This window comes from Citrobacter sp. Cpo109 (assembly GCF_030332565.1).
GTDB lineage: Bacteria > Pseudomonadota > Gammaproteobacteria > Enterobacterales > Enterobacteriaceae > Citrobacter > Citrobacter portucalensis.
In genome coordinates this window covers 1-13041 of sequence record NZ_JAOWHQ010000042.1, presented here as the reverse complement: position 1 = coordinate 13041, position 13041 = coordinate 1, and the positions used below count along the sequence as shown (strand labels likewise).

Annotated in this window: 11 protein-coding genes and 1 pseudogene; 1 reads left to right on the top strand and 11 read right to left on the bottom strand. The window is 37.9% G+C overall.

Annotated features, from left to right (window positions below; genetic code table 11):
• Positions 1-43: 43 nt before the first annotated feature.
• Positions 44-1027, bottom strand: coding sequence for an LPS O-antigen chain length determinant protein WzzB (gene wzzB, locus OGY71_RS01335; protein WP_286612711.1), 984 nt, complete (start codon positions 1025-1027; stop codon positions 44-46).
• A gap of 158 nt (positions 1028-1185) precedes the next feature.
• On the opposite strand from wzzB, the pseudogene OGY71_RS01330 reads away from it, so the two are divergent.
• Positions 1186-1481 (top strand): annotated as a pseudogene (locus OGY71_RS01330) (protein CapI); the annotation flags it as partial.
• A gap of 60 nt (positions 1482-1541) precedes the next feature.
• Here the strand turns inward: OGY71_RS01330 and ugd are convergent.
• From ugd to cpsG, 10 genes are all read right to left on the bottom strand, one after another.
• A complete protein-coding gene (gene ugd / locus OGY71_RS01325; RefSeq protein WP_003834206.1) occupies positions 1542-2708 on the bottom strand; it encodes a UDP-glucose 6-dehydrogenase in 1167 nt (388 codons plus the stop codon).
• Between the two features lie 234 nt (positions 2709-2942).
• Positions 2943-4349, bottom strand: a complete 1407-nt coding sequence (gene gnd, locus OGY71_RS01320; protein WP_008785171.1) for an NADP-dependent phosphogluconate dehydrogenase — start codon at positions 4347-4349, stop codon at positions 2943-2945.
• 106 nt (positions 4350-4455) lie between these two features.
• A complete protein-coding gene (locus tag OGY71_RS01315; RefSeq protein ID WP_155848043.1) occupies positions 4456-5883 on the bottom strand; it encodes a polysaccharide biosynthesis protein in 1428 nt (475 codons plus the stop codon).
• Positions 5874-6611, bottom strand: a complete 738-nt coding sequence (locus OGY71_RS01310; RefSeq protein ID WP_003834213.1) for a glycosyltransferase family protein — start codon at positions 6609-6611, stop codon at positions 5874-5876. The genes OGY71_RS01315 and OGY71_RS01310 overlap by 10 nt, the downstream gene beginning before the upstream one ends.
• A complete protein-coding gene (locus OGY71_RS01305; protein ID WP_003834215.1) occupies positions 6608-8230 on the bottom strand; it encodes a hypothetical protein in 1623 nt (540 codons plus the stop codon). The genes OGY71_RS01310 and OGY71_RS01305 overlap by 4 nt, the downstream gene beginning before the upstream one ends.
• Entirely contained in the window at positions 8227-8604 is a 378-nt protein-coding gene (locus OGY71_RS01300; RefSeq protein WP_003834218.1) for an HAD-IIIC family phosphatase, read from the bottom strand. The genes OGY71_RS01305 and OGY71_RS01300 overlap by 4 nt, the downstream gene beginning before the upstream one ends.
• A gap of 2 nt (positions 8605-8606) precedes the next feature.
• The gene (locus tag OGY71_RS01295) at positions 8607-9728 is read right to left on the bottom strand and encodes an EpsG family protein (protein ID WP_155848042.1); all 1122 of its coding nucleotides are present in this window, start codon (positions 9726-9728) and stop codon (positions 8607-8609) included.
• Between the two features lies 1 nt (position 9729).
• A complete protein-coding gene (locus tag OGY71_RS01290; RefSeq protein WP_003834223.1) occupies positions 9730-10833 on the bottom strand; it encodes a glycosyltransferase in 1104 nt (367 codons plus the stop codon).
• Positions 10830-11792, bottom strand: a complete 963-nt coding sequence (locus tag OGY71_RS01285; protein WP_032934492.1) for a WavE lipopolysaccharide synthesis family protein — start codon at positions 11790-11792, stop codon at positions 10830-10832. The genes OGY71_RS01290 and OGY71_RS01285 overlap by 4 nt, the downstream gene beginning before the upstream one ends.
• The coding region (gene cpsG / locus OGY71_RS01280) for a phosphomannomutase CpsG (RefSeq protein ID WP_286612702.1) at positions 11782-13041 on the bottom strand (1260 nt) is incomplete at its 5' end. The genes OGY71_RS01285 and cpsG, both read right to left, overlap by 11 nt.

Genomic DNA, 13041 nt, shown 5'->3' with positions numbered 1-13041 from the left:
AAAAAACCGGGCACTGCCCGGTTTTTTGTTGTCAACTTTAGACTTACTCAGCTTTGGCTTTGTAACCACGCAGAGCATTTCGCCCCAGCACCACGCCTGCACCAATCATCCCACCGAGCAGAACCGCCAGCACGAGGGTAATCGCTTTTTTCGGGCTGTCACGACGAATCGGTAACGTTGGTTTCATCACATAGCGGTAGGCGTGTAACTCAGCCCCTTCAAGCTTAAGACTTTCGATATCCAACAGCTTTTGTTTGGTCTGGAAGTAGTTATCAGACAATATCAAAGGGCGTGTAGATTCGTGCTCAATCATGGACTTCAGGGCATCACTACCCAACAGGAACATACTGTCCTGCGTCACATCCTGCGTCTGCTGAATTTGCGGCTTAATCACCCCGGCCTGCTCTGCATAACGCAGCGCTTCCTGAATTTGCTTAATTCGCAGATCTTTTTGCTCCTGAGCGACCACTTCCTGAGTTTTCAGAGAGTCTTGCAACGTGGTTGTTTGCAACTTGATATTATCAACCAGGTCAAGCTCCAGCTCTTTAGCAACCTTTTCATCTGTTTGTTGAATGTATTCAGCCAGCTGACGCTGAGCGTCTTCTGGTGAGCCACTCACATAAGAAATCGCCAACGGTAGTGGTTGACCTTTAACAGACTGCTCAATCGTCAATTTTTCTGGTTTTTCCTGATTATCTAGCATTTCAGCCAATGCGGATAAAGAGGTGCTGAATCGCCCGATCACATTTTCCTGAAGGTCAGTGGCCTTAGGCGCACTGGCACCATACAACACATTGAGGGCGTTGTTATATGTGGCGATCTGACCAACATCCGGTTGAGTAATAATGGCTGTTGAGGTCCATTTCTCCTTAGCAACTGCCAGATAGCCCACAGCAAGCACTATGGCAATAACAATCGCGATAACGATTGTTACTTTCCCACGCCATAACTGTACCAGTAAATCAATCAGATCAATCTGTTCCGGATCGTGACTGCGCCCGGACATGTTGTTATCACTTACAGACATAGAAACCCTAGATAAGGAAAGACTTAAACTGGGATTAGTTTAGCTATAAATTGAGGCAATGCCATAGGATTAATGATAAAAAAATCAAATTGTTTCAGGGATTTTGATTGGTATTTCAAACACTACTGGAATACGATACGTTTAAAAAGTGGACTGATGCAGACACGCAATGGACCGTAGTGACGCGCAAGCCCGCGGCCAGCATGCGCCCTATCACGTCGACAATATCGGCAATAGTTAACCGGTTGAGCTAATGGACTATATCCAAGCTTTGGAAGATGCACTGAGTATTTAAGCGAAGAAAAATATGCTACCGCTACTGCCAGGTGATGTGCTGGAAACCAGCGCGGACACTAAAGCACTGTATGAGGTAATTGGTTTTAAACCTGAAACCACGATAAAAGATAGGGTGAAGAACTTTGTTGACTGGTACCGTGATTTCTACAAAGTTTGATTATTGGCCTGATTAAAATAAAAAAGGCCTTATATTAAGGCCTTTTTTATGGAGACGAGATTAATCACTACCAAACAAATCGCGGGTATATACTTTTTCTGCAACATCAGCTAATTCTGACACCATGCGGTTAGAAATAATAATGTCTGCTTCATTTTTGAACATATTAAGATCACGCACTACCCGAGAGTGGAAAAATTCGTCCTCTTCTACGACAGGTTCGTAAATAATCACGGGCACGCCCTTTGCCTTAATGCGCTTCATGATGCCCTGAATGGATGATGCACGGAAATTATCGGAACCGCTTTTCATAATTAAACGGTATACGCCAACTACTTTAGGTTGACGGGCAAGAATAGAGTCTGCAATGAAGTCCTTACGCGTACGGTTAGCATCAACGATTGCGCCAATAATGTTATTCGGCACAGATGCATAATTCGCCAACAGCTGCTTAGTATCTTTCGGTAGACAGTAGCCGCCATAGCCGAATGACGGATTGTTGTAGTGATTACCGATACGCGGATCCAGGCACACTCCTTCAATAATCTGTCGTGAGTTCAGACCAAGGCTTTCGGCATAGCTATCCAGCTCGTTAAAGTAGGCCACACGTAACGCCAGATAGGTGTTAGCAAACAACTTGATGGCTTCGGCTTCAGTCGAGTCAGTAAATAAGGTCGGGATATCTTTCTTCACCGCCCCTTCCAGCAGCAACCCGGCAAAGCGCTCGGCACGTTCAGAACGTTCACCAATAACAATACGGGACGGATGCAGGTTGTCGTATAGAGCTTTACCCTCACGCAGGAATTCAGGGGAGAAGATGATATTATCTGTTCTATATTTTTGACGCATTGATTGAGTAAAACCGACAGGAACTGTCGATTTTATTATCATTATGGCATCTGGATTTATTTCAATAACATCCCTTATGACTGACTCGACACTGCTAGTATCAAAGTAATTAGTTTTAGGATCGTAGTCTGTTGGGGTTGCAATAATAACAAACTCTGCACTCTGATAAGCGTAGTATTTATCTAGTGTAGCTTCGAATTTTATATCTTTTGATTGCAGATACTGTTCAATTTCTTGATCAACTATCGGAGACATCCTATTATTTAGCATCTCGACACGTGAGGGAACAATGTCCAGAGCAATGACCTTATGATGTTGGGCGATAAGAAGACTATTTGACAGACCAACATACCCAGTACCAGAAATGGTGATTTTCATTTCATGCTCTCAGTATTATCTTAATATTTAATCATGATGCCGTACATCTTGATAAGAGGATAATGTTTTAACTTCTTTTTGAATATCATGTCAACGAAGGTTAAAACAATTAAGATTTTCTTTATCAGATTACGCCAGGAATATTAAGAAAAGATTAAGCAATCAACTTAAATCAATAGAATTTGAGATAAAAAAAGCCCGGTCAAAAAACCGGGCTAGTGTACGTCAGAAGACTTACTCCATCCATTCGGTGTGGAATACACCTTCTTTATCTGTGCGTTTATACGTATGTGCACCAAAGTAGTCACGCTGGGCCTGGATCAGGTTAGCCGGCAGTACCGCAGAGCGGTAACTGTCGTAGTAGGCGACCGCTGCAGAGAAGGTCGGTACCGGAATACCGTTCTGCACAGCATAAGCCACTACATCACGCAGCGCTTGCTGATATTCGTCAGCGATATTTTTGAAGTACGGGGCCAGCAGCAGGTTCGCGATGCCTTTGTTTTCAGCATACGCGTCAGTAATTTTCTGCAGGAACTGCGCACGAATGATGCAGCCCGCGCGGAAGATCTTGGCGATTTCACCGTAGTTCAGATCCCAGTTGTACTCGTCAGACGCGGCACGCAGCTGAGAGAAGCCCTGCGCGTAGGAGACGATTTTGCCCAGGTACAGCGCGCGGCGTACTTTCTCAACGAACTCGGCTTTATCGCCAGCCAGTTGAGCCTGCGGGCCGGACAGTACTTTAGATGCCGCTACGCGCTGGTCTTTCAGAGAAGAGATGTAGCGCGCGAATACAGACTCAGTGATCAGCGACAGCGGTTCGCCCAGATCCAGAGAACTCTGGCTGGTCCATTTACCGGTACCTTTGTTCGCCGCTTCGTCCAGGATAACATCAACCAGGTATTTACCCTCTTCATCTTTTTTGGTGAAGATGTCTTTGGTGATGTCGATCAGGTAACTGCTCAGCTCGCCTTCATTCCACTCGGTGAAGGTGGTAGCCAGCTCTTCGTTAGACAGGTTCAGGCCGCCTTTCAGCAGGGAATAAGCTTCAGCAATCAGCTGCATGTCGCCGTATTCAATACCGTTATGCACCATCTTCACATAGTGACCTGCACCATCAGCGCCGATGTAGGTTACGCACGGTTCACCATCTTCGGCAACAGCGGCAATCTTGGTCAGGATAGGCGCAACCAGCTCATACGCTTCTTTCTGGCCACCAGGCATGATAGATGGGCCTTTCAGGGCGCCCTCTTCACCGCCGGACACGCCGGTACCGATGAAGTTAAAACCTTCTGCGGACAGTTCACGGTTACGACGGATAGTGTCCTGGAAGAAGGTGTTACCACCATCAATAATGATGTCGCCTTTATCCAGATATGGCTTTAGGGAATCAATGGCAGCATCAGTGCCAGCGCCCGCTTTCACCATTAACAGGATACGACGTGGGGTTTCAAGAGACTCGACGAACTCTTTCACCGTGTAATAAGGAACCAGTTTCTTACCCGGGTTCTCGGCAACAACTTCTTCAGTTTTCTCGCGGGAGCGGTTGAAGATGGAGACGGTATAACCACGGCTTTCGATGTTGAGCGCCAGGTTGCGCCCCATCACTGCCATACCGACGACGCCGATCTGTTGCTTGGACATTACATACTCCTGTCAGGTGTGGTCACCGCGCAATGCTTGCACGATTTGTTGTATTACTGGATGTTAACTCAATATATTAATAGTTGAAATAGCTAAACTATTAATTTTATTGCCGCCCATAACCTTGAAATAAAAATTTTAATCTGACGAAAAGAAAGGGTGATAGTGCGAATATTAAAATCAGGAAAATTAAGGTCTTAAACTCAATTTTCATATTAACTGTAAGCAAACCTAAAGAAATAACCCCCACGACCGAAATGAAATGAATGAATACCTTTTTTGCATACCCACGCTTATTTACACCTATAACTTTCAATACAAAGAGAGGATTAAATACAAAGCATGTGACCAATTGAGCAGTTATGATGCTGGACATCAAACCAATAACCCCATGCTTTGGTATAAAAAAATATGACAGAACAAAAACAATAACAGCAGATGCAAGACTTTGCTTATGAAAGTTATACACACCAACCGCCGTACCAATGGATGTTAATACAACCTGACATGTTTCAATAAAAAATATTATGGCAATAGATATTACATAATACTCAGAAATATACCCAACTTTATCTTGAAGCATTAACTTAAAACCATCCCCTCCTAGCAGGACTATAAAAGAAATAGCCATCAATGATAACATTACACTCAAATCTAATATTTTAAACGTCACACTAACAACACTTTCGCCTTCATGATATTTCTTGGATATAGTAGGAATCAAATAGCTAGCCACCAGTATAATAATCAGATTATAAATGTTGAAAATCTGCAAAAACAATCCGTACAGTATAACATCGCCCTGCTTATTTTTAGCTCCAAACAATTCTAAATAATGAATTGACAATGTATAAATAAATATAGCAGGAAGCACTGTCAAAAACAGTTTGATGTTATTTTTAAAAGGTAAAGAAAACGAACCATCTACATTATAATCTTTCTCACGAAAATTAATATAGCAAAATACGATAGCATAACATAAACATACCAGAGAACTTATAAACCATGCAATCATTAGCTCATGTAAGTTTATCTTGAGAGCGAAGATATGAGCAGCTAGGATGAATGAAACAGGCATAATAACTGCTGAAATAAATCGATATGATTTATCAATAACTATATATTTATTTGCATATAGATAAGAATTAATTAAATTCGCAAGACTCCTTATTATCAACCCCAGGCCAAAAAAAAAGAAAGACGAATTAATCAAAAAAGCATAACCAAATGTAAATAATAATTGAAATGGCACCACCACTATTAGAGAATGTTTAATAAAGTAAGAGAATGCACCTTTAGCATTACCATGCTTACCATTAAAAAAATTAACAGCTAATGTTGGATAAGAAAATTCAAGTAGACTGAAAAAAGCCGTAAACGAGACAAAGGCAAACCATTCATTTAGCATTTCTGCACTGGCATTTTTTGCCAAAAAAAAGTTAAAAAAAAGAGCAACTAAAACTTGTACTGGTATAAAAGAAAAGGTTAATATAACCCCTTTACCAGTTAATGATTTATTCCCCATCATTTCCATGAAAATCCATTCTGAATTTCTTCATATTCAGAGGGAACTCCACAAAAAACCACTTCCTTCTTGTCAATTACTGTAAAGCAAATCTTATGTTCCTTTTTAATTAGAAAATTATACAGTGGTGCAATATAGACCTCCGTCTCACCTCTATTTTGCTCAATCCAATCACAATATGACTCATTGAAGAATTCAACATGGCTGAAATAATACAGCCCAGTACAACAATATTGAGAAATAGACTGTTTCTCTGCGGTCATAGAAACCATATAAGGTTCACTACTTGATGGGAGGACATTACTCCAGTTATTCCCGCTCCCAATGAAAGTTTCCAAATATCCAGCGCATTTTTTTAAATCAAAAGTATCAGGGAAAACTATTTCCCTTCTAAACGTATCTATATTGAAGATAAAAATATCATTTATTGTTTTTTTATTAATTTTCTGCAAACCATTAAATACAGTTTCTGCTTGGCCATTTGTCATTTCATCCAATAGAACAATATCATAATCGTCAATCCCTAATAATTTTAGCTCTCCTTTCACAAAGGATATGTCTAGCACCCCCTTAACTCCAATAAATAAATAATAGTTATTCTTAAAATTATGGAAACTTTCAAGTGAATGATAAAAAACTGACTTACCGTCAATCATTAATCTATATTTTGGAATTTTATATCCAGCATTATAAAAACGGGATGACTGACCTGCCATGGGGATAATAATAGTAGTCATACATTCTCCATGTTTAATTGACTAAATAATCTATAAGCATTAGCGATAAATGCTTCCTGTCTTACTTTAGAATCAGAGTGGAGTGGTAACATAGATAAAAAAAGATGAATTGTAATACAAGTTATTTCTAATGAAGAATAACTGAAAGCTTGGGAATTAGAAAATATTTTATTGTACGCATCAATAATACACTTGTAATTTTCATCATATAACTCAAAATCAATAGAGTTATTTTCATAATCATAGTTAATAGAAAACTGCCCTGCAATAATTAAATCATATAACCCTGATACAGAATGATTCAGTTTTGCCAAATCATACCTTAAATCGCCCCAGATGCTTAATTCGTTTTTAGAATTGATTCCCCTTGGGTCAATGAGTTTTACCCTTTGCATTCTAAAATCGTAGAGTATATTACTAAAACAAAAATCGCCATGACAAACTATAACATCATCATTTTTGGTGGGCTCTATATATTTAGATGTTACATATGCCAATTCAATAATAGATGGATAACAAACGCCATTAAAAAATATTGCTTTATGAAGATTAATATTTGTTGTTTTTTCAAAATCATGCAACCGCTGTAAAGTTTTATCAAGATACAACCCGTTATACTCATCCAGATCGACATCTTCGGAAACTCTATTCTGGCTGGAAAAATCTAAAGACCTCATCAAGAAATTTTTACATGAATTAAAAACATTTATCCAACAAGATTTTGGGAGTTCACAGAATACGGCCATATCAGATAAAGGCAAATTGTAGAGATACTCAATAGTATACTCGGCATAAAGAGCATCTTCTTTTACGTTAAATATTCTCGGTGTGTAAATAGATAACTCGCTTGGTAATTTTTTGAACCAATTAGCTTCACCTAACATTTTTTGTTTTTTCTTGCTTTTTTTCTTCACACAATCGGCATTGATCAAAAGAGTGTTGAATTCACGCTCAGTAGTAATATTAGTTCTTGATGTGAAAAAACTATTTAAATGCCCAAAATCATGCCAAGTATTAGGAATAATAACTTTTGCGAAAACTTTTGAATAATATGATTCTATTGCAGATAAGAAATCAAAATTTTGACCCAGTAAATATTGCAATAACAAACTGACATTGCTAATGCAAAAAAAACCAGATATGACTAGTTCTCCATCATCCACTGCTGGATAGTTTTTCTCTATTTTAAAGCTAGAATTGTTAACTCTTACAGGAGCACGGTTGTAATAACCAACATTTTTAGACACATAGAAATAGTCATCACCATCATCTTGAATATCATTAAATAATGTATCCCCATAATTAATGATGAGCCGCTCATTATGTTTTATAGTAATATTGTTCAATATTTCATATAGACTTTCCCCTTGACTTAACCGAAATGGCGTTTGAATTATTGTGATATTATGCTCTTTAAAAAAAAGTGCATCATATCTTCCCAGTTCGTATTCTTTAGGCAATGAAATAACTATAGTTTCTTCTGGAAATGTTATCCTTAACGACTCAATTTGATAACTATAAAGTCTTTTATTCCCTAATGGTAAAAAACATGGCGGAAGTAATCCAAATTCAGCCCTGAGGTCGTCATTAACAAAAGCAGCAGAATTTATAATGATCATTTTTCTTTCTCGATATTGAGTAACGTATTAATTTCTTCTTCAGATAAATTAATAAACTCAGATGGTCTGAGCGCTCTATCATCTACATAAAACCCATCAGTACCACACCAAGGTTTTCCAACAATTAATTCATCATAAGGAATATCATTCTTATTTAGCCACTCTATTATTATAGGTATAGTATGAACATTAATTTTCCCAACATTACCTGAATATGTTTTCATATTCCTTGCTGTATAAATAACTATGCTAAATCCTTTTTGTTTATATTCTCTTAATTTATTAACAACATCCATGTTAACAGGTTTTGAACAATATGGCTCTTCATTATGAATAGTAATGGTATTATCAAGATCAACAATAATTTTCTTCATTTTTACCTTTGACATGCCTCTTTAGTGAAAATGCTGCAATAGTTTTCAAATCGTTCAAGATGAGACATTTCACCCTGAACACGAACGGGAGAATTAACTAACTGATAATATCTAAAAAATACAATTAGTAACAAGATCATTAGTAATAAAAATTGTACGCGTCGATATTTAAATGCAGATATAATCATCGCAATTGCTATTGCATGAGAAAATTCAAAATAGACACTAAGTCTTTCGTAAAAAATACTAAAATCATTGAATAAAGAATAAATGAGCAACTCAATTAAAATTAGGCTTCTAAAAATATAAAAATTTTGCTCACTAAAATTCTTTTTCATAAGCTCAACAAATCTACCATCATAAAAACAGTAAAAGATAAGAAGTAGCTCTACGTATTTTAATGAAAAACCCACCTTGTAAGATAAAGTATCATTATTTAAGTAATTTTTTAATGCTGGCACAGTCGATAATATGGTTTTTAATCCGAACATCTCACTAATTGGAAATAAAACTGTAATTAATGATAGTAACACTATGGGCGTAAATGGAATTTTTTTTGACCATCTACATAGCAATGGAATAGCAAATAACATAATAGCGGATATATGAAATAATGCTCCAATCATAATTACAACGTAGAATTTATTATTCTTTAAAATAAGAAATCTAATTGAGTACGCAAACAGCGCAGCAGCCACTCCCTGCCTTACTATTGAAAAATTATGGAAATATCCGTAATATAAATATAGAAGGCAAAAAATAAATACATATTTACCTAAATATCTGTGAGCAGACGAAATTATTAGCGAAACTGTTATAATAGAAAAAAACAAGAACGGGGGAATATTCAAAACTGATGATATATATGTAAAAAAAACAAAACCCGGCTCATAACCAAATATATTATAATGAAACAAGGTGATGATATTAGCTTTTGCTAACTCATCAAAAAAATAATCATATGCTTCCCAATCCCATCCGGTGTGGTACCTGAGTCCGGAAAACAAAAATAGTAGAACAATATAAACAGTGAGGGTAAATTTAATGCCTTGTTTTTTATTTATCAAAAGAATAATAACTGAAATAATAGCAACTATAGTTAATAATACTAAATATATTCCCATATTATTTTCTCAAGGTTCGATGAACTATTTTATCCCATGAGTAAAAATTTAACGTTTCCTTAGATATCTTTGCATTTCCGCTTTCATATTTTTCAGTGACATTTTTAATAAGTTCATTCAATTCTTTTTTTGTATAATTATTCATTATATCAACCTTCTCATAAATTTTAGATAAATCCTCAGCCACACCAACATTTGTTGTTATTATATAGTTGTTAAACACAGCAGCTTCTACTAATGAGATACAATAAGACTCTTCTCTCGACAGACATAAAAATATTTCACTTCTATATAATTCTTCATATACTTCATTTAATTCTTTATTCTTTCCGGTACATGTTACATTTACATTGAACTGTTTAGCTTTCCTCTCTAATTTATTTATAAATGTGTCAGGAAAACTCCCGATAATATTGAACTGCCAATCATGAAGACTTAAGTCAGACATAATTTCAACAACATCAAGGATTCTATGTGGTGCCTTATCTTCAGATTCGAATCGAGAAATAATAGTTATTACCTTATTCCTTAGCACGATGCCTCCATCGTTCACAACTGAAATAACTAGTTTTTCGTCAACACCATTGGGCAATAATTCTATTTTTTTTGAGATATCAATGCCAAAAATACCATTTTTAACTATTTCATAATTTCTTGAAGTTTCTACATAAAAATGGTCTGTTAGCCAAGCCATCAATTTCATTAATATACGTTTAAGAATACCACCAGAGTTATCACAATAAGCTTTAGCACTTTCCGTATTCAGGTCCATCTTGCATATAACATTGCCTTTGAACAGTAACTTAAAGAGTATTATCGGTATTATGTTTCTAATACTGAGATGAAATACAAGTAAATCATAATCACTACAACGCAGTCGATTCTTAAGTAAAAAAAGAAATGAACAAAAATTGCTAATAAACCAATTTTTACCTGTATATGAAATTCGTAAGTTCTTGAACTTCATTCTTCCTTTTTTAGACTCAACATAAAAAAGGGAATCTACTTCATTATTGCCTGATAAAAATGATGGAACCATCCCAACATCTTTATGCAGAAAGAAATCTCTGTAACCATTGTGAGTATAGATAAATAATAATTTCATTTTTTCTTCTTTATTCGCTTCATGCAAAATAGCAATATTTTTCTTATTTCAATCTCTATTTTTTCTGTTATTGTTGTACGCAGTCCATAGTAACTTTTGTAGTAATCCCGCCATACGCTTTCATTTATAGTTACTAAATAGAAACCCATAAATCTACGAAAACTTTTAAAATTAAATTTTAAGCGAATAAGATCTTCATATTTGAGAAAAAACAATCCCATTTTTTTGGGGCTAGAACAATAAAAATTTGCGAGTATACATTTTATTGATCTTTCGATTTTATTATCAGAAACATCACAAAAATAATTGTGATCATCCACACCATTGTTCTTTAAAAAATAATAAAGAACAAGTTGTTCAGCGGTGAAACGTCCAAAATCGAATCCTCTTGAACAAAATATCTTTTCTTGAATATCCTGCTCTGTAAAATATTCATCTTCGGGAATAATTTTCCCGTTCCATATTTTCAACAAATCAGTTGTTTTTCCGAAAAAAAACCAGTCAGAAATATGATATGGAAATTTTATATAACTATTAGGGTCAATTGTATTTATAGAAGAGACAATCACCCGTTCTTCTAGAAACGAAAATGCCGGATCACGATAATAGTCTTGTGCTTTATAATATAATTCTATGATAGCGTTACTTAAAATAGGCGTATCTGTTCTAATTTTAACTGCATATTTTGTTTGTACATTAAGCAACCCGCTGTGAGTAGAAACTATTTGCCTATTTGTATTTTCTTTACCTACTATATGATTATTCTTCGTTATATTAATTTCACCGGGGTCCTTACTATACACAACGCTATCATAAGAAAGATTATCTACATGACTTCCTTCCCATGTAGACAATATTATTTTCGATCCTTTAAAATTATTTCGAATACTCTCCAGTGTGTCCATCGTCCTTTCTCTCACTGGCCCTTGGACTACAAAAGTGATATCTTTATTTTCCATCTCGTTTTTTTTGTCTCAGAATACTTAAAATAAAAGAAGTTTGAATCTCTAAAAGATTTTTATTTCCTTTTGTTTCAACATTTAGACGCACCACCGGTTCGGTATTGGAAGAGCGTAAATTGAAGCGCCAGTCGACAAACGACATGCTGATACCGTCCGTTCTGTCCACTGACAACGCCTCACGGGAAAAATGCTGCTCCACGCGCGCAATCGCCGCCGTCGGCTCTGCCAGCGTACTGTTTATTTCACCACTCGCCGGGTAGGCCACCATCCGGTCACGAACCAGTTCGCCCAGCGACTGCCCTTTCAGACACAGCAGCTCCGCCACCAGCAGCCACGGGATCATTCCGCTGTCGCAATAGGCAAAATCGCGGAAATAGTGGTGCGCACTCATTTCACCGCCATAAATGGCATCTTCACGGCGCATCCGCTCTTTGATAAACGCGTGCCCGGTTTTAGACATCACCGGTTTACCGCCTGCCGCCGTCACCACATCCACGGTGTTCCAGGACAGGCGTGGGTCGTGGATAATTTTCGCCCCCGGATTCTTCTCCAGAAACGCTTCCGCCAGCAGGCCGACAATGTAGTAGCCTTCAATGAACTGACCTTTTTCATCGAACAGGAAGCAGCGGTCAAAATCACCGTCGAAGGCAATCCCCATATCCGCGCCGTGTTCAATCACCGCATTGCGCGTGTCGGCCCGGCATTCCGGCAGCAGAGGATTGGGAATACCGTTGGGGAAGTTGCCATCCGGCATGTTGTGAATTTTGATGAACTCGACCGGCACGCCCAGCGCCTTAAAACGGGCTTCAATGGCGTCAACCACCGGACCTGCCGCGCCGTTGCCGGAATTGAGCACCAGCTTCATCGGTTTCAGGTTGGCTGGATTGATGTAACCCAGCAGGTGGTCAATGTAGGCATCACGGGTAGTAATGCGCTGGTAGCGGCCACGTTTTGTCTCATCAACCGCCGGGAAGTCATTGGCTTCCGCCAGGCGCTGCACGTCGCGCAGACCGGTATCACCGCTGATGGGCCGAGCCCCTTCCCGCACCAGCTTCATGCCATTGTAATCCATCGGATTATGGCTGGCGGTCACTTCAATACCGCCGTCAATGCCCAGGTGGAAAGTGGCAAAATAAATCTCTTCGGTACCCGACATGCCAATATCCAGCACATCCACGCCTGCATCCTGCAGTCCTTTCGCCAGCGCCAGCTTCAGCGTCTCACTGGTCAGGCGCACATCGCCGCC

Excerpts from the sequence above, each read along its gene's own strand:
- OGY71_RS01305 (WP_003834215.1), bottom strand. The coding sequence starts at position 8,230 with ATGATCATTATAAATTCTGCTGCTTTTGTTAATGACGACCTCAGGGCT.
- OGY71_RS01290 (WP_003834223.1), bottom strand. The coding sequence starts at position 10,833 with ATGAAATTATTATTTATCTATACTCACAATGGTTACAGAGATTTCTTT.
- wzzB (WP_286612711.1), bottom strand. The coding sequence starts at position 1,027 with ATGTCTGTAAGTGATAACAACATGTCCGGGCGCAGTCACGATCCGGAA.
- ugd (WP_003834206.1), bottom strand. The coding sequence starts at position 2,708 with ATGAAAATCACCATTTCTGGTACTGGGTATGTTGGTCTGTCAAATAGT.
- gnd (WP_008785171.1), bottom strand. The coding sequence starts at position 4,349 with ATGTCCAAGCAACAGATCGGCGTCGTCGGTATGGCAGTGATGGGGCGC.
- OGY71_RS01295 (WP_155848042.1), bottom strand. The coding sequence starts at position 9,728 with ATGGGAATATATTTAGTATTATTAACTATAGTTGCTATTATTTCAGTT.
- OGY71_RS01315 (WP_155848043.1), bottom strand. The coding sequence starts at position 5,883 with ATGGAAATGATGGGGAATAAATCATTAACTGGTAAAGGGGTTATATTA.
- OGY71_RS01285 (WP_032934492.1), bottom strand. The coding sequence starts at position 11,792 with ATGGAAAATAAAGATATCACTTTTGTAGTCCAAGGGCCAGTGAGAGAA.
- OGY71_RS01310 (WP_003834213.1), bottom strand. The coding sequence starts at position 6,611 with ATGACTACTATTATTATCCCCATGGCAGGTCAGTCATCCCGTTTTTAT.
- OGY71_RS01300 (WP_003834218.1), bottom strand. The coding sequence starts at position 8,604 with ATGAAGAAAATTATTGTTGATCTTGATAATACCATTACTATTCATAAT.